Annotated in this window: 19 protein-coding genes; 11 read left to right on the forward strand and 8 right to left on the reverse strand. The window is 50.1% G+C overall.

Going from position 1 to position 19,114, the window contains the following annotated elements; all coding sequences use genetic code 11:
* Positions 1-119 precede the first annotated feature (119 nt).
* Both I8J30_RS16515 and I8J30_RS16520 read left to right on the forward strand, forming a co-directional pair.
* Positions 120-284, forward strand: a complete 165-nt coding sequence (locus I8J30_RS16515) for a hypothetical protein (RefSeq protein ID WP_240548163.1) — start codon at positions 120-122, stop codon at positions 282-284.
* Between the two features lie 455 nt (positions 285-739).
* The gene (locus tag I8J30_RS16520) at positions 740-1,006 is read left to right on the forward strand and encodes a DUF3892 domain-containing protein (RefSeq protein WP_210659540.1); all 267 of its coding nucleotides are present in this window, start codon (positions 740-742) and stop codon (positions 1,004-1,006) included.
* 73 nt (positions 1,007-1,079) lie between these two features.
* On the opposite strand, the gene I8J30_RS16525 is transcribed toward I8J30_RS16520, so the two are convergent.
* On the reverse strand, positions 1,080-1,814 hold the full coding sequence (locus tag I8J30_RS16525; RefSeq protein ID WP_210659542.1) for an MBL fold metallo-hydrolase: 735 nt from the start codon (positions 1,812-1,814) through the stop codon (positions 1,080-1,082).
* A 171-nt stretch (positions 1,815-1,985) separates the two neighbouring features.
* Between I8J30_RS16525 and I8J30_RS33155 the strand changes: the two genes are divergently transcribed.
* The 3 genes from I8J30_RS33155 (at position 1,986) to I8J30_RS16535 (ending at position 3,327) form a co-directional block, all read left to right on the forward strand.
* On the forward strand, positions 1,986-2,186 hold the full coding sequence (locus I8J30_RS33155; RefSeq protein WP_091219335.1) for a hypothetical protein: 201 nt from the start codon (positions 1,986-1,988) through the stop codon (positions 2,184-2,186).
* Positions 2,187-2,344: 158 nt separating this feature from the next.
* The gene (locus tag I8J30_RS16530) at positions 2,345-2,914 is read left to right on the forward strand and encodes a stalk domain-containing protein (RefSeq protein WP_091219333.1); all 570 of its coding nucleotides are present in this window, start codon (positions 2,345-2,347) and stop codon (positions 2,912-2,914) included.
* Between the two features lie 113 nt (positions 2,915-3,027).
* Entirely contained in the window at positions 3,028-3,327 is a 300-nt protein-coding gene (locus tag I8J30_RS16535; protein ID WP_090976987.1) for a DUF1292 domain-containing protein, read from the forward strand.
* Between the two features lie 61 nt (positions 3,328-3,388).
* Here I8J30_RS16535 and I8J30_RS16540 read toward each other — a convergent pair whose 3' ends face one another.
* Together I8J30_RS16540 and I8J30_RS16545 are read right to left on the reverse strand one after the other, a co-directional pair.
* Entirely contained in the window at positions 3,389-3,808 is a 420-nt protein-coding gene (locus I8J30_RS16540; protein WP_091219330.1) for a DUF1885 family protein, read from the reverse strand.
* A 166-nt stretch (positions 3,809-3,974) separates the two neighbouring features.
* Positions 3,975-5,441: an aminotransferase class I/II-fold pyridoxal phosphate-dependent enzyme gene (locus tag I8J30_RS16545; protein WP_210659544.1), complete on the reverse strand. Its 1,467-nt coding sequence runs from the start codon at positions 5,439-5,441 to the stop codon at positions 3,975-3,977.
* A gap of 148 nt (positions 5,442-5,589) precedes the next feature.
* Between I8J30_RS16545 and I8J30_RS16550 the strand changes: the two genes are divergently transcribed.
* Together I8J30_RS16550 and I8J30_RS16555 are read left to right on the forward strand one after the other, a co-directional pair.
* Complete coding sequence (locus I8J30_RS16550; RefSeq protein WP_210659546.1) at positions 5,590-6,855, forward strand: MFS transporter; 1,266 nt, start codon at positions 5,590-5,592, stop codon at positions 6,853-6,855.
* 18 nt (positions 6,856-6,873) lie between these two features.
* On the forward strand, positions 6,874-8,076 hold the full coding sequence (locus I8J30_RS16555; protein ID WP_210659548.1) for an MFS transporter: 1,203 nt from the start codon (positions 6,874-6,876) through the stop codon (positions 8,074-8,076).
* A 71-nt stretch (positions 8,077-8,147) separates the two neighbouring features.
* Here I8J30_RS16555 and I8J30_RS16560 read toward each other — a convergent pair whose 3' ends face one another.
* The 3 genes from I8J30_RS16560 to I8J30_RS16570 form a co-directional block, all read right to left on the reverse strand.
* Positions 8,148-8,822: a TetR/AcrR family transcriptional regulator gene (locus tag I8J30_RS16560; protein WP_210659550.1), complete on the reverse strand. Its 675-nt coding sequence runs from the start codon at positions 8,820-8,822 to the stop codon at positions 8,148-8,150.
* Between the two features lie 76 nt (positions 8,823-8,898).
* Complete coding sequence (locus I8J30_RS16565; protein ID WP_210659551.1) at positions 8,899-9,924, reverse strand: ABC transporter permease; 1,026 nt, start codon at positions 9,922-9,924, stop codon at positions 8,899-8,901.
* The gene (locus I8J30_RS16570) at positions 9,921-10,673 is read right to left on the reverse strand and encodes an ABC transporter ATP-binding protein (RefSeq protein ID WP_210659553.1); all 753 of its coding nucleotides are present in this window, start codon (positions 10,671-10,673) and stop codon (positions 9,921-9,923) included. The genes I8J30_RS16565 and I8J30_RS16570 overlap by 4 nt, the downstream gene beginning before the upstream one ends.
* Before the next feature lie 209 nt (positions 10,674-10,882).
* On the opposite strand from I8J30_RS16570, the gene I8J30_RS16575 reads away from it, so the two are divergent.
* The gene (locus I8J30_RS16575) at positions 10,883-13,906 is read left to right on the forward strand and encodes an efflux RND transporter permease subunit (protein WP_338044876.1); all 3,024 of its coding nucleotides are present in this window, start codon (positions 10,883-10,885) and stop codon (positions 13,904-13,906) included.
* A gap of 61 nt (positions 13,907-13,967) precedes the next feature.
* Here I8J30_RS16575 and I8J30_RS16580 read toward each other — a convergent pair whose 3' ends face one another.
* Positions 13,968-14,822, reverse strand: coding sequence for a phytanoyl-CoA dioxygenase family protein (locus I8J30_RS16580; RefSeq protein WP_210659555.1), 855 nt, complete (start codon positions 14,820-14,822; stop codon positions 13,968-13,970).
* Positions 14,823-14,989: 167 nt separating this feature from the next.
* On the opposite strand from I8J30_RS16580, the gene I8J30_RS16585 reads away from it, so the two are divergent.
* Positions 14,990-15,895: a helix-turn-helix domain-containing protein gene (locus I8J30_RS16585; protein WP_210659557.1), complete on the forward strand. Its 906-nt coding sequence runs from the start codon at positions 14,990-14,992 to the stop codon at positions 15,893-15,895.
* 59 nt (positions 15,896-15,954) lie between these two features.
* Here the strand turns inward: I8J30_RS16585 and I8J30_RS16590 are convergent, their stop codons facing one another.
* Positions 15,955-16,605: a YktB family protein gene (locus I8J30_RS16590; protein ID WP_210659560.1), complete on the reverse strand. Its 651-nt coding sequence runs from the start codon at positions 16,603-16,605 to the stop codon at positions 15,955-15,957.
* A 130-nt stretch (positions 16,606-16,735) separates the two neighbouring features.
* Between I8J30_RS16590 and I8J30_RS16595 the strand changes: the two genes are divergently transcribed.
* Together I8J30_RS16595 and I8J30_RS16600 are read left to right on the forward strand one after the other, a co-directional pair.
* On the forward strand, positions 16,736-16,954 hold the full coding sequence (locus I8J30_RS16595) for a hypothetical protein (RefSeq protein WP_091219305.1): 219 nt from the start codon (positions 16,736-16,738) through the stop codon (positions 16,952-16,954).
* Between the two features lie 163 nt (positions 16,955-17,117).
* Entirely contained in the window at positions 17,118-19,091 is a 1,974-nt protein-coding gene (locus I8J30_RS16600) for a stalk domain-containing protein (RefSeq protein ID WP_210659562.1), read from the forward strand.
* Positions 19,092-19,114: the final 23 nt, after the last annotated feature.

Genomic DNA, 19,114 nt, shown 5'->3' on the forward strand with positions numbered 1-19,114 from the left:
AATTAATATATCAAACGGCAAATAAGATGTCAACAAGTATTCGAAAAAAAATAGTCTAAATTACTGTAAACCCGCATAAGGTGTACTCAAGCTTAATCTTTGGAGAGGCGGGTTGTCTAGTGGCGGAAGCTGCCCATTTGGCGGTGTGGTTGGTAGGCTTGTTCGGTATCGTCGTTACGGTTTGCGTGTGCGTGGCAAAGATGGTGATCCATGATACAGTCGCTTATGATGAAGCGTTCGTGTGGAGAAGAAAGCTGCCGCCGGAGCTGAAATCCAAACGTTAAGTTTGCTTTGGTGACAGCACGGGTATACTATTCCCAAAATGGTAAAGTCAGCCATAGGGAGTGGTATCGTTGAGGAAAGCAATTGGAGCTGCTCTAAGTTTATTGATTTGTTCCGGGTGCTTACAGCAACATGCTTCAGACACGGTCCCGACCGTAAAGGTCGTCAACCAGGAAAACGTGCTAGATACGGTTTATCCCACAACACGATCCGTGTTTGGTGAAGTATATGATTCACCTAATAAACCAAAGGATATGACACCGGCTTTACCGGGTGCGGCGAATTCGCGCCAGCAGAAGCCCCCGCTACGTGAAGATAACAACCCTTAAATCCGGTTGTGCCTGCTTGGGCACACCGGATTTTTTTGGATTCTCGATTCTCGCAGCTGCATAATATCTGAGTATATGAGCCATCCTACTTGAGCGCAAAGCAAGCGCAGAGGAGGAAGAATATAACCATGAATAGTCCGGATAACGAGAGTGTACAAGCGAGCGGTGCTGTTTCTGAGAGGTTCGTTGCGGCGCAGAAGAATGGCGACGGAGATTTAATGGCATTTAAGACTTCCTCGGGTCGCGTGCTCAATTACGAGCAGGCGCTGGCAGAGGCGAATAACGGCACAATTGCCGGAGTCAACGTATTTAAAGGAAAAGACGGCGAGCATTACATCCGAGGCGATGCAGATGGAGATCCGACGAACAATCTGGATCAACTGCCTAACTTCTAGCAGTCATGCCAGTCTCAGATAACGCAAGGAAAGCCCGCTGCAGCGCAGCGGGCTTATTATCGTTATGACTTTCTTAGAAGGTGTATCGCTTATGCTGCTCGACAAACCGCATGACGCCTTCTTTATCGAGGTCTTTCGGCTTACTGTCATCATAGTGCATGAGCCAAATGCGCTCTTGAATATACGCAGGCAGCGATTGCAGCTCTTGGAGTGATGCATGAACGACTCCCGGAGGCTTCAGCTGGCAGTCATGAAAGATCGTTTGCACCCCTTGCTGGACCAATTGCTCCAGCAGGTCAGGATTAAACCTCATATCCGCCGAGTAGAAGAAGTTCTCATTAATGAGGAAAGAGTAGCTAAGCTTATTCGGAATATGCTCGGTATGTATCGCTTGGACGACGAATCCGGGCAGAAGCTCTGTGCTGACTCCGGTTTGAAGCGGGAGGACTTCAAAATAATCCTCGAGCGCCGCGCACTCATCCTGCAGCAGCCCGCCTTTGAGAGAGCTTTCCCATAAAGAGTTGACCAGGGATTCGTGAATGAACAGCTTCGGCTTCCGGTTATATACAAACTTCATTTGAAAAGCGAACTCTTCTAAGCCGCCGATGTGATCGGCATGAATGTGGCTGATGAGTACAGCATCGATCTCGTTAACGGACTTTCCAAGCTGATGCATAGAGAGCAGCGCTGTTGTGCCGCAATCAAGCAATAGGGTGTGGCGATCTGTATAAAATAGTGCATTTGTATTGAAGTAGGTCTTGGCAAATGCACTACCCGTTCCGAGCATTTGAATATCCAATCGGGACATCCTCCCTAAGCTGTACGTTACTATTCAATTTATCATTTCTGCCAACAAATGAAAAGGAAAACCTTGCTAATCCGGATTCGGAAACGAGCGCTCTTCGCCATGCACGCCGATGCCTATTCATTCATACGATAGCTATGAACGGAATGCGAAAATAGGCAGGTGCGGATCGATATGGCTCCTAAAGGTAAAGTTGTCAAGAAGAAGAAAAGCCCTTCAGACCGGAAGCAGGCAGTGCTGAAGCTTGTACTGTCGGACACATGTGCTGTATGTAAAACCCCTTGTGCGAGAGGGATGCGTTATTATGAAAGCATGAAGCAGCCGGGAGCCGTAGGGAAAGGCGTACCGTGTATTTTGACGCGCACTTACGTGTAAGACATCTCTGATTTCCCGTTTATTATTTCCCAGGCAAGCGCATGTTTCTACATTATATGACAGGTTTTGGTAAGGAAAAATTTTTGCGAACTGGCGCAACTTTGGACGACTTGGTGAGTATAACCATACATCCAGATTAGGGACGGAGGTTTGCTACCATGAAGTTCAGAAAACTTCTCTTGTTGACGTTGGTATTGTCACTGTGGGGCGGTACAATGCTCTTTGCGGATTCCGCTTCTCAACGGGTGCGGGTTATCGTGAACGGAAACGAGCTGGACGACGCGGGGATTTTTACTGACGGCAAAACATACTTATCAGTTCGCCAAGTAGCCAATACGCTGCAATCCATTGTGTATTGGGATGAGGCGTCGAAGAAGGTTACTTTGTATAAGCCGAATGTACACATGTTCTTATTCAAGGATAATACGATCTTCGGTAACGTTCTTAAAGGGAATAAGTTTGCGTTCAAAGTATTTGCCCAGATCGATAACCTTCAGACCGACATTTCTGCCGTAAAGGTATCTATTGAAGATCCGAAGAATAATGTCACGTTGATTCAATCCGAGAATATCACGATTCAGAAGGATAACTTCTGGTATCGTACGGATGACATCAACTATTCCTTCGACGATGCAGGCAAATACACGATTAGATTTTACATGAAAGTGGCCGGCAGCGATGATTGGAAATTAGTTTCCGAGAAAACAATTACGGCGAAAGCGCAATAGGATTCCCCTTAAGCGCCGCATTCCCACAGGATGCGGCGCTTTCGTTTGACCCTGAGATTGTTCCATGTTACGATACGAAGGAAATGAATCATTAATGGAAATGAGGGTATACAATGAGCGATCACGTGCACGACGAGAATTGCAACCACGATCATGATCACGAAGAACACGTATTCCTTGTCACGGACGAGGAAGGCATTGAGCGTGAAATGGTCATGGTATTTACGTTTGAATCCGAAGAGCAAGTTTATTCCGTATTGCTGGACCGCAACGATCCGGAAGCTGACGGCGTTATTTTCCGTATTGAAGAAGAGGACGGCGAAGCATTCCTGGTCGGTATCGAAGATGATGCAGAATGGGAACGCGTAACGAAGATCTATGAAGAAATCGCGAAGAGCGAGAACGAAGCATAAGATCGCATATAGCCCAAATAGAGAAAACTCCGATGCCGCCAAGGCGTCGGAGTTTTTTTTGTTATTTCCGCGGATTATAGTAAATGGTTCTGCCGTTAAACATCGTCAGTTCAGCCTTCAAGTGCTTGGCAAAATATTTGCAAAGCTCGTTAGCTTTGGATTTGTCGCCGTGTGTTGCGGTATCCGGGAGCACAACCTGCACATGCGAGATGCTCTGATCACCGGATTCCTGAGTGCCGACTCCGAATAAGATGTAGTTGTACTGCGGCGAAGTGCCTTTCAAGTAAAACCAACGATTCTCTTCTCCCGGCTTCGTTTCAACCGTATAGGGAAAAGCGGATTCGGTGTAGTCCCATCCAAGCTGACGGCCGGTTAACGAGGTCTGTTCCCGGTAACGGCCAAGCCTTTCCTTCACCTCATCGAGGCTGAGACGTTCAACTGCTGAACCTTGCACAAATTTAATGTAAGCGCTTTGACCCATATTGCCCACCCCCTTCCACATCATAGCATTATGAAAAAGGATTGACAATAACCGCCAATAAGGAGGCTTCAGAGAAACGAAAAGTCCCCAGTCTGCTCCTCGGCAAGGAGAACATGAACTGGGGACTTGCCGTTATTCTTACATATAAGAAGAAGCAACCGGCGGACTAAGAGATCGCTTCTTCTTCGAAAATAACTTTGACGAATTGAATACTGCGATCCTCAGGACCTTTCACCGGCAGGCCGACTTCCACATGATCGGTGATGTAATCGATATTCGTCTGGGAGATGACTTCACCCGGCAGAAGAATGGGAATACCCGGCGGATACACATAAATAAATTCGGCTATGATGCGGCCTGCTGATTCCTTGAACGGGACAACTTCCGTCTGGCCGTAGAAGGCTTCACGCGGCGTTAGAGAGAGATGCGGGATTTCCGGAATCTTCACAACGAGCTCATTGGCTTCGTTACCTTGATGCTGCTCGGCCAGGTCGCGCAGCGCCGAAAGCAGCGTGCCAACGGAGTCGGACGTATCGCCAGGTGTAACCAGCGCTAAAATGTTGTACATATCGCTAAGCTCGACTTCAATGTTGTAATGCTCGCGCAGCCAGTTCTCGGTCTCGTATCCGGTAATGCCTAGGTGGCGGACATGGATAGCCAGCTTCGTCGGATCGTAGTCATAGGTTGCTTCGTCACCCAGGATTTCTTCGCCGATGCAATAGAGGCCCGGCATCTTGTTAATCTCAGTACGCGCAAATTGCGCCAGGGAAATTGCCTTCTCAGCGATATCATGGCCGTTAATAGCCAGGTTGCGACGCGATGTATCCAGCGACGACAACAGAATATATGAAGTCGATGTAGTCGTCAGCATACTGATAATCGTTTGCACACGCTGTGGATTAATGCGGCCGCTTTTTACATTCAGAACCGAGCTTTGCGTCATGGAGCCGCCCAGTTTGTGAACGCTTGTTGCTGCCATATCGGCGCCTGCCTGCATCGCGGACATTGGCAGCTTCTCATGGAAATGTATGAGCACGCCATGGGCTTCGTCAACAAGCACGGGAATGTCGTAGCTATGTACAAGCTCGACGATTTCCTTCAGATCCGCGCAGATTCCATAGTAAGTCGGATTAATCACGAGTACAGCCTTTGCATCATGGTGACGGTCCAGCGCACGTTTCACCGAACGCGTCGTAATGCCGTGATCGATCCCCAGATTGGCATCGCGGGCAGGCGAGATAAAGACAGGACGCGCGCCTGCAAAAATAATGGCCGACATAATGGATTTGTGAACGTTACGCGGTACGATGATTTTGTCGCCCGGGCTGCAGACCGTCAAGATCATCGTCATGATCGCGCCGCTTGTTCCTTGTACCGAAAAAAAGGTATAATCAGCTCCGAAAGCATCAGCTGCCAGTTTTTGGGCTTCTTGAATGACGCCGGTCGGTTGGTGCAGGTCATCCAGCGGAGCAATATTTATAAGGTCGATCGACAACGCGTTGTCTCCAATAAATTCGCGAAACTCAGCGTCGCTCCCTACTCCTTTTTTGTGTCCGGGAATGTGAAATTGTACAGGATTGTTGGCCGCGTGCGTACGCAATGCGCTAAACAGCGGAGTCCGGGTATGATCCATAGCATTCATCCCAGCCTTTCGTGTGGATTGTGGATTGTAACAAACAAAGTTGAGTATAGCAAAACTAGGGGGGATTGCAAGCAACATTTTTGTTGAGACTAGAGTCTACATAGCCAACACGATTTATGTGTAGAAAAGGGGAGCGAACATGAGTATCGTTAAAGGCTGGGCAGGGAAAAAGGTTTTGTCGTCACCTTTTGTCGTCCAGCTGCTCATTATTATGTATTTGGTTGAATTCGTGAAGGGTGCTTTACTCGTCTCGATTCTCCCTGTTTATATGAGGGAAGTGCTTCATTTATCTGCTTATGCGGTAGGATGGGCGCTTGCTCTGCAATATATCGGCGATAATGCGTTTCGCAGTCCGCTTGGCTGGGTCATCGACCGTATCGGCTACCGCTATGTCATGCTATTCGGCGTGCTGTTCACTAGTGCGTCGGTGCTGATCGTTTCTTATCTTCATGGGATGGGCTGGATTGTAGTGGCATGTCTGCTGCTCGGGATCGGGACTTCACCGCTATGGCCATGCGTCATTAACGGAGCAACCACTGTGGCCGGTAATGAGTCGAGCGGCACGATTATGAGTGTTGTTTATATGGCTTGGCTGACTGGGGTCGGCTGTGGCCCGATCGTAATTAATTTCTTCATCACGCACACGTATGCACCTGCCTTTCGGATTCTGATCGGGATGATGATTGTAGTCATCATCGTCGCACTGCTGCTTCCGGGGAAGAAACGGTCGATGGAGCTTGAAAATCGAGAAGAAACACCGGTCGCTGCAGCTTCCGAAGCTGCACATGAGCATTTATCGATGCGGGAACGCGTGCGCAGGTATTTTGCCAAAGTGAGCAGTTCCTTGCATGCCAGCAAGCTGTTGTATCCGGCGATGTTTACACAGAACTTCGCGCTGGGGCTTCTTACGCCTGTTCTGACGCAATATGCGCGTACGGTCTTGCACCTTACGCCGCAGCAATACAGCATGTATCTCGTTGCAGGCGGTGCGATAACGGTTATCGGTCTGATTCCGGTCGGCAAATGGGTAGACCGTTTCGGCACGAAGTGGTTCCTCCATGTCGGATTTATTACGGCAGCCATTTCGTTGTCCGTGCTTGGTTACACACGCTCTCTGCCGCTGGTGCTGGTCATTGTGGCTTTTGTCGGACTAGGCTACGCCTGTATTATTCCGGCGTGGAACGCGCTGATTGCGCAAGCGATTCCCAAATCGGAACGCGGCGCGGTATGGGGTTTCTTCCTAACAATTGAAGGCCTTGGTATGGTGTTTGGCAGCATTATGTCCGGCAAGCTATGGGATATGCTCGGTCCTCATTCTCCTTTTCTGGTCAGCGGCGCCGTTCTGCTTCTCTTGTTTGTTCTTCATTTGTTCATAACAAGACATAAAGCAGATGTGGTACGATGATGGGGTGGAGGGAACAAAATGACACAAAACAAAGACAAACGACTTGGCATAGTAATGGTTATGCTAATTACGACATTTATCGGGTTTGGGATTATTATTCCGGTTTTGCCGGAGCTTATTAAGAAAGCAAGTCCGGGATCGGTAGAATTTCATACCGGCATGATGCTTTCCGTGTATTCGGCTGTATCCTTTCTGCTCTCGCCGCTGTGGGGCGGACTGTCCGACCGGATCGGACGTCGTCCGGTCATTCTCACCGGCGTGCTCGGCTTTGCGGCCAGTTTTCTATTATTCGGTATCGCCGACGGAAGTCTGCCGATTATGTATGCGTCGCGTTTGCTCGGAGGGTTATTCTCCGGAGCCGTCACATCCGTCATCGTCGCTTACGTTGCCGATGTAACACCGCCCGAGCAGCGGACTCGCGGAATGGGGCTTGTCGGCATGTCGATCGGCCTTGGTTTTACGATTGGACCGGGCTTCGGCGGTTTGCTTAGCCTCGTCTCGCAGAATACGCCGTTCTTCGCAGCAGCGGCGCTTGCGCTCGTCACGTTCCTGATTGCGGTCACGAAGCTGCCGGAGTCGCTGCCGCCGGACATGAGGCAAGCGTCGACCGAAGTGAAACCTTCGCGCTGGAGTGCTTTTACCGGCTCGGTGAAATATTTATACGTGCTCGCTCTGATCGTATCGTTATCGCTGGCAGGTCTTGAAGCGACGCTCCAGCTGTTCGGTATGAAGCGATTCGATGTAACTCCTCTTCAAGTAGGCGTGATGTTCCTTGTTTGCGGACTCGTCGGTGCACTGGTCCAAGGCGGAATTGTCCGCAGACGGATTCGCAAAGGACAAGAGCCGATGTATATCACGGCAGGACTCATCATATCGGCTGCCGGTTTTCTGCTCATGGTTACATCACATTCGCTGCTTAGCTCAACGATTTACTTGGCGATCTTCGGTATCGGCAATGCGCTGATCCGGCCGTGCGTAACATCGTTGATTACGCAGAAGACAACCGTCGGACAAGGAGTCGCATCCGGTCTAAGCTCGTCCATGGACAGCTTGGGACGTATCATCGGCCCGCTGTTTGGCGCGTTTCTCTTTACGGTAAACTTGACGCTTCCCTATGTAGCCGGCGGTCTGTTGTCGCTAGCGGCACTTACGCTGCTGCTGCGATTCCGGTTACTAAACAGCTCAGCGGTAGAACAAACCAAATCGGTATCGCAACGATAAAATAGAAAGCACCTGCATCAGGACGCCGAAGCGGCATAACTGAAGCAGGTGCTTTTTTACCGTGTAACAAGTTATTTGGATATTCCGAGACCTCGCATGATGAACGCAATCGTTTCCTCGCGTTCGCGGGCATCGTCCCATACGGCGTCCTTGCGTTCTCCATAGAACGTTCGTACGGCAACATAGCCCATGATGGTTGAAATACTAAGCCGTACGACAGTCATCGAAGGCAGATCGACCATCTGTCCCTTCGCTTGAAATTGCGTCACGAGCTTCTGAAGGCGGGTGAGCACCTTTGCGAGCACATCTCGTTGAAAATGTTCTTGCAGCTCCGGATGAAACGGAATTTCCTGCATCAATATCCGCAAAATGTTGCGATGCTTCGTTATAAACTCGATCCGATTCTCGATCATGGCGCGAATGACGCCTTCGTAGCTCTCGTAATCGGCATCAAGCACGCTATTGAAGCCGCGCAGCACAAAGGGAGCAATAAGCTTCGTCATCGCAGGCGCAACAATGGAGAGCAATAAATCCTTCTTCGTCTTGTAATGGCGGAATATCGTGCCTTCCGCGACCCCGGCGCGCTGCGCGATTTCGCTGGTGGAGGAGCCTGCGAAACCTTTCTCGGCAAATACTTCAATGGCGGATTGCAGGATTTTCGCCTGCTTCTCGGTCATTTTCTCCACGCCGTTATCGTTTCGCAGCAGCTCTTGTATCCATTGTTCCATCGTTTCATTCCCATTCATCACGGACAACTCCTTCATGCCAGCACCACCACGTTCGCTTCGTTAATCTTGATGATATCACAGAAGTGCGATCCGATTAAATGGCACGATGTTTCTTAAGTGCAAGGACATTGAGCAAGGCGAAGACAGCCGAGAACCCTATCAGCACATAGACATCCAGCTGAATATCGCTCCAGCCCTCGCCACGAATCATAATGCCTCGCATGGCGTCGGCGCCGTAATAGAGCGGCATGATGTTGCTTAGTTTCTGCAGCCAAGGGGCCATGGAATCCAAGTTGAACAAGCCCGAGAAGAAGACTTGAGGTACGACTACAAGCGGAATGAACTGGATGATTTGAAACTCATTGCTTGCAAAAGAAGAGAGGAGCGTTCCGAGCGTCAGCGCGGTTAACGATAACAGCAGGTTCATCAGGAGCACGAGCCAGATGGACCCATCCATATAGAGGCCAAGGACGTTAATGGCAAACCAAGCTATTAAAGCCGCTTGAAGCAGCGTAAACAAACCAAAACCGGATAAATAGCCGAATACAACTTCAGAGCGCCGAATCGGCGTAGCCAGCAGCCGTTCCAATGTGCCGCTCGTTCGTTCTCTCAGGAAGGAAACGCCGGCCAGCATGAAGACGAAGAAGAAGGAGAAGAAGCCGATCAATACAGGTCCAAAGGAATCGAAGGAGGCCATATCCGCACTGCCGTGCAAATACGTAATCGACGGCTGAACAGTAGGCATATCCGATGCACCCATCATGCGCTGCAGCAGGAGCAGGACCATTTTGCTTGAAGCAGGGTCGCTTCCTTCCAACGTAATGGAAGGTTTTCCTCCGCCGCCAAGGGAAAGCACCGCGTCCAAATCACCGTCTTGGAGCGCCTGTTCGGCGTCCGCGGCGTTATCGTAATTGATGACGTCTGCGTCGGCTTTCTCAAGCTGCTCGACGAGAGCGGCCGGGATCTGGACACCGCCGATCTGAGGTTCTACCGTGTTACCGTTGAATACAAGCTTCATTAATGTAAGAATAAGCAGCGGGGCTAGGAACAGGAGTGCCAGCGTACGTTTGTCGCGGACAAATTGGCGGATGATCCGAATGGCAAGCGCTCTGATTCTCATTCGCGAACACCTCCGCCATAGACAATAAAAGCTTCCTCAATCGTCGCGCTTCCACTGCTGGTCTTGATCTCTTCCGGAGTGCCGAGTGCAGTCAGCTTGCCGTCTCGGATGAGGCCCAGGCGATCACATTTGTCGGCTTCATCCATGACATGCGTCGTAAGGACAATCGTCGTCCCTCGTTTGCGCATTTCGCCGAGCTCCTTCCAGATGGACTGCCGCAAGACGGGGTCGATGCCGACCGTGGGCTCGTCGAGTACAAGCAGCTCCGGCTCATGCAGCAAGGAGAGAGCAAGCGATAAGCGCCGCTTCATGCCACCGGAATAAGCAGCCACCGTCTTGTTCAGATCATCTTGGAGATTGACGATCGCCATCGCTGCTTCGATTCGCTGCATCATATGCTGGCCCTTAAGTCCATACAAGGAAGCGAAGAACGTCAGATTCTCTTTGGCCGTAAGCTCGTTATACAGCGCATCGGACTGCGCCATATAACCGAAGCGCTGAAGCATCGACAGTTTCGGCATCTGCTCTCCCAACATGTAGACAGAGCCGCCATCGGCTTTGTCTATACCGGTGATGAGCTTGATCAGCGTTGTTTTGCCGGAGCCGGATGGACCGAGCAGGCCGAACAATTCGCCGCGTTCTACTTGCAAAGAAATGTTGTCCAGAACGGTCTTGCTGCCGAAGCGGCGTGTAACGGAGCGCACGTCGACAACCGGAGCCGGTGAAGCGGAGGTTGATAAATTAGTCAATTAGGCTCACATCCTCGTCAGAAAATGAGTGATTACTCACATTTATTTTACCGTTTCGAACCTCATGCTGTAAAGTGAGTAATCACTCATTTTGTACCAAGACGTACGTTCGCCTCCGTCTTAGGTCGGGGATAAATACTGGTCTACAGACGTTTACATCCCCTATCGGAAAAAGGTATTCTTTAACAAGGAGTTCTGAGGAGAACCATATGAAAGGGGAAAAGGTAGAAATGCAGTTTATTACCAAATGGGCTTTTAACAATAAGGCCGCAATGAAACTCGTAGTGCTAATGGCACTCGTGATGGGGGTAATCAGTTACTACAGGCTTCCGATGGAGTTCTTGCCTGAAGCTGATAATCCGATGGTTACCATTGCAGCAATCGGACCTGGCTATGATGCCAAATCGATGGAGACCGGCGTAACAGCCAAACTGGAGGAAGCGGTACAGTTCGTGAAAGGCAAGAGCCTCATGACGTCGTCTTCCGGTAATGGATTTTCCAAAATCGACTTAGCTTTCGATTCGAAGACAAACATGAAGGAAGCAAAAGCGGAGGTTGAGGCAGCGATTCGCTCGGTTCAATTGCCTGAACGTGTTATGCCTCCGTATGTTGTACAATTCAACACATCCATGATCCCAATCTCTTGGGTTTCCATTAACTTAGACGGTGTAGCCGCGCAAGACCGCGAGAAAATGGAGAAAGATCTGATCAATGCCTTTAAGAAGGTAGATGGCGCAGGCGACGTATCGCTCGGCGGCAAATCGAACCCGAACATTTCCGTTATTCCGGATTCGGCTAAACTGGCTGAGAAAGGCGTTCCGTTCGCTTCTCTGATGGGCGTGCTTCAAGGCCGCGGCGTTGCTGCTTCCATCGGCGAGAAAACAATCGACGGCGCATCCGGCAACATCAATGTTGAAGCGGCGATTAATGATCTGGATACGCTTCGCAAGCTTCCGGTCGCTGAAGGCGTAACGCTTGGCGATGTCGCTAAAGTGGAAGCGCAAACCGAGCAAGAGAGCATCAGCAGCCTTGATGGCAAAAATGTCCTCATGCTCACGATTTCCAAAACGGCGGATGCCAATGCGGTTAAAGTCGGCGATGGCGTTCAAGAAGAAGTTGAACGTTTAAACAAAGAGATGAAAGGCGTTGAAATCAAAGTACTTTCGAGCACATCGGAGCAAGTTGTGCATTCCGTAAACTCGATGCTTCGTGAAGTCTTGATGGGCGCACTATTCGCAACTATCGTAATTCTGCTATTCATGCGTAATTTGAGAGCTACGCTCGTAACGATCGTATCGATCCCGCTCTCGCTCGGTATTACACTTTACCTGCTTCAAGTTTCCGGCGTAACGCTTAACATTATTACGCTCGGCGGTGTGGCCGTCGCGGTCGGACGTCTCGTGGATGACAGTATCGTCGTCATCGAGAACATCTATCGCCGCTTGCAGAAAGAAACGTTCTCGGTTGGCTTGGTTATGGACGCAACGAAAGAAGTCGCAACAGCGATTACGTCTTCCACGCTTGTAACGGTTGCCGTATTCCTGCCAATGGGCCTGCTGCGCGGTTCGCTTCAAGCGTTCCTGCTGCCATTCGCATTGACCGTAACCTACTCGCTTCTTGCATCCTTGCTTGTTGCGCTGACCGTAGTGCCGATTCTCAGCGCAGTGCTGCTGCGCAACACGAAGATGAAAGAGCATGAAGGCTCCAAACGTTTCGCCAATTTCCTAAACTGGAACTTGCAGCATAAATGGGTTCCGCTTGTCATTGCCGTATTGTTGCTTGTCGGTTCCGTCGGTGCTTACATGTCGATGCCTAAAGGGGCCATCGATTCGTCCAACGCAGCCAACTTATCCGTGACCTTGGAGTATTCAAGCGATACCCCGACGGATAAAGTAATCGCAGAAGGCCGCAAGCTGGAAGCATTCCTGAACGATCGCAACGATATCGACTGGGTTCTCATGCAGAACGGCAACAGCGCAGACGGGGCGCAATACGGTGAGGTAACTTCCCCTACGCTGGTCACATATTTGGTTGACATGAAGGAAGGCGCAGATGCTGAGAAGCTGATCAACGACGTGAAAGGTCAGCGTGCCTCTTATCCGGGAGCCGATCTGAATGCCGGCGCCATGGACTTTGCCGGCGGCGGAAGCTCCACTCAGGTTGTGGTTGACGTATCCGGCGATGATCTCGATGCGATCTCCAAAGGTGCAGAGCAAGTGATGGCTGCCGTTAAACCGGTAAAAGACGTTATTAAAGTGAAGTCGAATCAAGAACAAATGAAACCTGTGTATACGTTCCAATTGGATCCTTTGAAATCGAAAGGTCAAGAGGTTGCCCAGCAGCTTCAAGGCATGATGAATCCAATTCCGCTTGGCACCGTGAACATCGATAATCGTACAACGAACGTGATTCTTCAGCCGCTTGCGGATCCGAAATCGGAGAATGACCTGAATGAGCTGATCGTGATGACAGCGCAAGGTCCTGCTAAGGTTTCATCTGTTGCGAAGCTTGTGAAGAGCGAGCAGGCCAGCGTGTTCTATCATAAAGACGGCAAAGCTTATGTTCGCGTAACGGCTGACGTCGATCCAAGTCAATTGTCGATCGTCGGCAAAGAAATCACGAAGCAAGTGAATGCTCTTAAAGCGCCTGAAGGCGTAACGTTCACGGTTGGCGGCGCTTCTGCGGACCAATCGGCAGACTTCGCTGATCTGGGTATCATTATGCTGGTTGCGATCGGTATCGTTTACTTGATCATGGTAGTCACATTCAAAACCTTGCGTGCACCGCTTGCTATTCTATGCTCGCTTCCGCTTGCGGCAATCGGCGCTGTGGTAGCCCTGCTCGTATCCAACGTATCGCCTGACTTCACGGCGGTGTTCGGAGCGCTCATGCTCGTCGGTATCGTAGTCACGAACGCGATCGTTCTGATCGACCGCGTGAAACAGAACGAACAACGGATGGGAATCCGCGAAGCATTGGTAGAAGCCGCAGTAACGCGTGCCCGTCCGATTCTTATGACGGCTATCGCTACGATCTCGGCTATGCTGCCGCTCGTATTCGGATCGTCGGAGAGCGGAAGCATCGTATCGCAAAGCTTGGCTATCGTAGTTATCGGTGGTTTGGCTGCTGCAACCTTGCTTACACTGCTTATCATCCCATGTATCTATGAGCTGTTCTTCTTCCGCAAAGCGAAACGCCAACGTTTGGCTGCTAAGATGACGAAAGCTGCTTAATTAGCGATTAACCGGAAAAGCCTTACGTCTTGCATAGACGTAAGGCTTTTTTACGTTTCGGTCAATAGCTTCCCGCAGGAATTTCCGTCCACTGGCTCAACCACTGCTCATAAGAGGCTTCGTTTTCAGGCTGCACCGCACTTCTGGCAATGAAACCTTGCGCTTTGCCGCTCTCGGTTGCCAACGCAGTTGCTTCATAGCGAATATCCATAGACCAGCGCACGGCATCCGACTTGTTCGGCAGTGCCCGGTGAGGGAGGAGCTGGGTGAAACAAAGGGCGTCGCCAGGCTCCATTTCCACGGAGAGCGCAACAAGCTTCGCGGCATCCTCGCGTTTAAGCCCCAGGAAGTTCGTCTCCTCGTCGATAACGCCATCCAGCAGCGTTTGGTCGAAGAATCCCGGCGCGACCTGCAGACAGCTGTTATATTCGGTTACGCGCTGCAATGGCATCCAGATGGACACAACATGGGTATTCTCGGCGTCACGGTAATATTGGGCGTCCTGATGCCACGGCGTATCCGTCCACTTCTGATCGGGCAGCTTCGGTCTGGCATTAAAAATGCCATGGACGGATACCTCATCCGTTTCAAGCAGCTGCTCAGCAATATCGAGCAGCGCGGGATTTTTCAAGAAATCGTACATGTCTCTGCCCACAAGATCGCGACGAGGGCTGCGTCCGTACTTTGGTTTGCCAGCATCATGCCACAGCTGAACGAGACGATGCTGAAAGTCCAGCTCTTGTTTCTTATCGGTAATCAGCTTGCGTTCATACCAGGACTCCACCAATTCATCGACCCATTTGCTAATGATCCGTTCTGCCAGCACCAGAGCCGGCTCCGGAACTACATGCTTCAGATGAACATAATGATGACGTTTATAAAATCGAAGCTGTTCCTCACTTAGACGAACCTTCATAGCGGCTTCTCCCCTTAGTGCTTGATACATCTATTGTACGGTCATGGAAGGAGAGGAGACTATGGCGATATCACGTTACAATTTGACCATTTGTCGTTAGAATATAGAGTGCGATGCATCGGATATACATTAAGTTGATCATTTTACGATAAAGGGGTCGATCATCCATGGTAATTCCATTTTACTATCATACGCTGCGCAGCGTTATTGCGGTGGCTGATTGCCATTTAAGGGAAGTCGATGCCGGTTGGTCCTATCAGCTCCATGAGCACAGCGGGTATGAGTTACTGCATTGCTATAACGGACAGCTTTCGGAGTGGATACACGGGGAGTCTGTGGTGATGTCTGCAGGGGACTGGCTGCTGATCGGTCCTGGGGTCAAACACAGTACCATTAATGAAACGAACAGCGGGTTCGTGTATTTCTCTGTCCATTTCGGCATTGAAGACCCGGAGCTGACCCATGCGCTGAAAGATATGAACTATGTCCATCTGACACAGCGATTCGGGCGATTGCAGGAGGAGTTCGCTGATCTTCTCGGCCTTATCAAGCGAATTGACCCATCCGAAACCGACGTTGAACTCGCTGCACTCCCCGTGAATGTAGATGGCTTCGGCGTACTCGCAAAGTACGGCATTCAACTTTCTGTTCAGCGCTTGGTGCTGCAGGCGCTGCAACTGACAACAATGCAGACGGGCAACGGCGTTCAATCGAATCGCAAACGGCTTCACGCCTCCGAGGTAGAGCTGGCCCATGTGATTCAACAGAAGCTGCTTGAGGCAATAGGCACCGACTTGGAAATAAATCAGATTGCGAAGCAACTGTTCATAAGCAGAAGTCATTGTAACGAGGTATTCAAGAAGGTGTACGGCATTGCGCCCAAACGCTTCTTGGGACTGATGAAACAGCGGAGAGCAGAGGAACTGCTGGTGCAATCCAGGCATGCTGTGGAAACGATCGGCGAAATGCTTGGTTTTGCCTCATTAAGCGCATTCAGCAGGCAATTCAAGCGATGGACCTCATTATCGCCGCAGGAATACCGACTGGGACGTAGGAGAAGTGGGAAGGGCTGACTCCGGCCCGATCGAGATGAACAGGATGGAATCAGCCCTGAAGTTGAAGTTAAACGGATTTAGAAGGACATTTTATAAAGCGGCAGTACCGTCGTGAATGTTTCCTTCACTTTATTAATGAACGCCTCGCCGTCTAGCAGCAGAGGGTCGTTGCGGTCGATAATGACGCCGCAGAGCGCCTCGGAGGCTTTTACCGTGCGAAGACGCTGGAGCAGCTGTACAAGGCCGTCAGCGCCAAGTTCACCTTGTGTATCGCCGCCCGGCACCATATGATTGCCGGACCAGACATAATGGGCGGGGATATGCTTGGCAATGTCGTCCAATTGGTTCAGCGCGTGCTCGGCAAACACTGACTTGTTATCCGACTCGTAAATAATGGCAAATTGCACGAAGAGATGCGAGCCGAACAGTCCGATCTGGAAATGCGGGAACATCTTGTAACCGCGCTTGCCCGGCGCGAACGCAATCCATGTATCATTCGGCGGATTGATCGTTCTGCGGGCATGTTTGGCAACGTGAGGGAACATCGGCTCGCCGCACAGCTCCGTTAAGAAAGGCGACAGCCGCTCGCCGAGCTCGTGGAGTTTCGGCCGGATCCGTTCAATTAATAACGACATGCGGGCTTCTAAGCCCGGAACCTCGAATACATCAAAATCAGTTGCGGTAAAGCCTGGGAATACCTCGGTCTCTGAAGTTGCTTGCAGCACCATTTCATTCATCATCCTTTTCAATTATTGCCGTTTCTTCATGATAATCGCAGCCGCCTATGTTTGCAATCTCGCTCCGATTCCGTTAGTCTACTCTAGTATGCATAAGCGAAAGGTTAGGAGAGGTATAGGCATGTGGCAGCAATTGTGGTTTTTAACCAACATGGTATTTGTAACGCTCGCAATCGTATTTTTATTTGTTCATCGTTCAGTTACGTTAGCTAAGGAGCAATCGGATCAAATGAAGCTTGCCAAAGCCAAGAGAGTCCGAATGATCGTTGCTATATTTACCAGTATAGCATTTGTAGTAATGGCAACTTTCTTCTTAATAAACATGCGAGTAAATGGTTAAACGACGATTCCGCAGATGTGTCTAAAGCTTGTCTCTTCCCAATCTCCCGCAACTTTTCCAGTCTGGGTTACGTTTAACGTGACAAGAGCGGCTGGCAAAACAGCAGCAGCACGCACGTCGACACACGCTGTCTGCAACTAAGAGAGAACAAAGGAGACGCAGCATGAAATCGTTGAAATGGATACTGATCTTATCGTTCCTGATATTCCCTTTCTCCAACTTGACTAGCGAAGTGGCATCGGCTCAAGGTGCTTCAGATACGCTTATCTTGCAAATCGGAAGTAACGTAATGAAGCATAATGGGAAGTCATACAAATCGTCACAACCGGTAACCGCGGTGAAAGATACAACTTTTATTCCGTTTAGCTCCATCGCATCCCGTTACGGATACACCATTTCGTATGATGCGAAGAAGAAGGAATCGATTGCAACCGGTTCTTCGAATGTCCTTCGTTTTAAGATTGGAAGCATGTATGCTTATCGCGGCGGCACGCCGGTTAAGTTAACGGGGAAGCCGTATATTCTGAATGGTTCCCTCATGGTACCGCTTCGTTCATGGGGCGTACTTACGGACAGCGCGATTGCAGCAGCAGGGAAGCAAATTACATTATCTTGGAACACCGTTGTCGTACCGAAGAAGCCCAAAGCGTTCTTCGAAGTACAGCCGACTGAAATTTACGCAGGACAAACAACGGTAGCTTATATCGATCGTTCGATTAACTATACGGACGCGCCATTCGTCGATGATCGATATGAAGGTCGCATGGATGTATTCCCGGAAGCGGGGATCTACACCATTACGAGACAGGTTCAAGATGTTAACGGTTTATGGAGCGATCCATTCTCTGTAACCGTCGATGTCAGACCGCCGAATGAGGCGCCCGTTGCCGACTTTACCACAGAGCGGTCCAGCTATCGGATCGGTGAGAATATCACCTATATCGATCAAAGTACCGATGACGAGAACGATATTGTTCGTCGTACATGGACAGGCAATGACAAGGCCTTCTTCGAAGCAGGCGATAAGCAGGTTACGCTTGAGGTAGAGGATCGTCATGGCATGGTTCATTCGGTTACGAAGACGGTCACGGTGACGTCGGAAGTGCTCTACACACGGGATGAATATAATAAATTGTTCACCAAAATTGGCGATAAATTCAGTATAGACAGCAATTCCGTGTTGAATATTCCGGCATTGACGTATACTTTCCAATCGGAATCGGCTCAGATGGTGCGCAGCAACAGCCCGGAGACGCTGCTTCAAGAGGGCATTGCTTACGAGGCTCAGCTAACGGGGCAAGTACGATTCATGTTCCACAACGTGAACAACATCGGTTATCCGGTCAAAATGTATCTGCTTGCAACAAACAACAACGGCACGCCGGTTAATGTAAACACCAGCTCGATCGGAATCGGCGGTCCGGATCCGTATGTAGTGAATACCGGGAAGCTTTCTACCGTGCGTTACTTGAAGTCAATCGGCGAGAATCCTTCTCCGAGATGGATGACGATCAGACCGCATGAAACGAAAGAGATTCTTCCTGAAATTTCGAAAACGCCGATGAAAATCATGGAAGTTCTGTCGGCTTATGCAGATATCTACGCCGACCAAGAGCTGAAATTCCAAATCGTCGTCGTAGCCGCAGGCAAGAACCCGATTGCAGAGCTGCCGAACTTGTCCATTATGCCGCGGGACGGCAAGCATGTCAGAGGGACGTTCTACAACGCAGACCGCGACATCGATCTGAATGATACGCTAGGGGAAACGCCGCAGCGTATTATGCTCGGCGATAAGAAACTGGATACGTATTTGGATGGCATTGACGATACAAGCGGTCAATTAGAGTACAACATCGGCAATTTCGGCGTTCTTTATAAGCTGCGTCTGCCGCATGTAGCGCCTAATACACTAATTGCTTTGAATGCAAGAGGCGGGTACTATACCGGAGCCTTTATGATTAATGGTCAGGTGGTCACCGTCGCGAACGAGACGATTCTGAAGGACAATAAGGAAGCGGTCGTTCTATACCGCACCGGCAATTCGGAAGAGTCTGTCGAGATGGTATTCACGTTAGCTGCGGGCAGCAACTTGCCTGTTGCCATGCTGTTCCTGCCATTGCCTGGATTCCGCAAGTAAGACAAAAGCCTGCAAGCTGGATG

Source organism: Paenibacillus lignilyticus, assembly GCF_017942085.1.
GTDB classification, from domain to species: domain Bacteria; phylum Bacillota; class Bacilli; order Paenibacillales; family Paenibacillaceae; genus Paenibacillus_Z; species Paenibacillus_Z lignilyticus.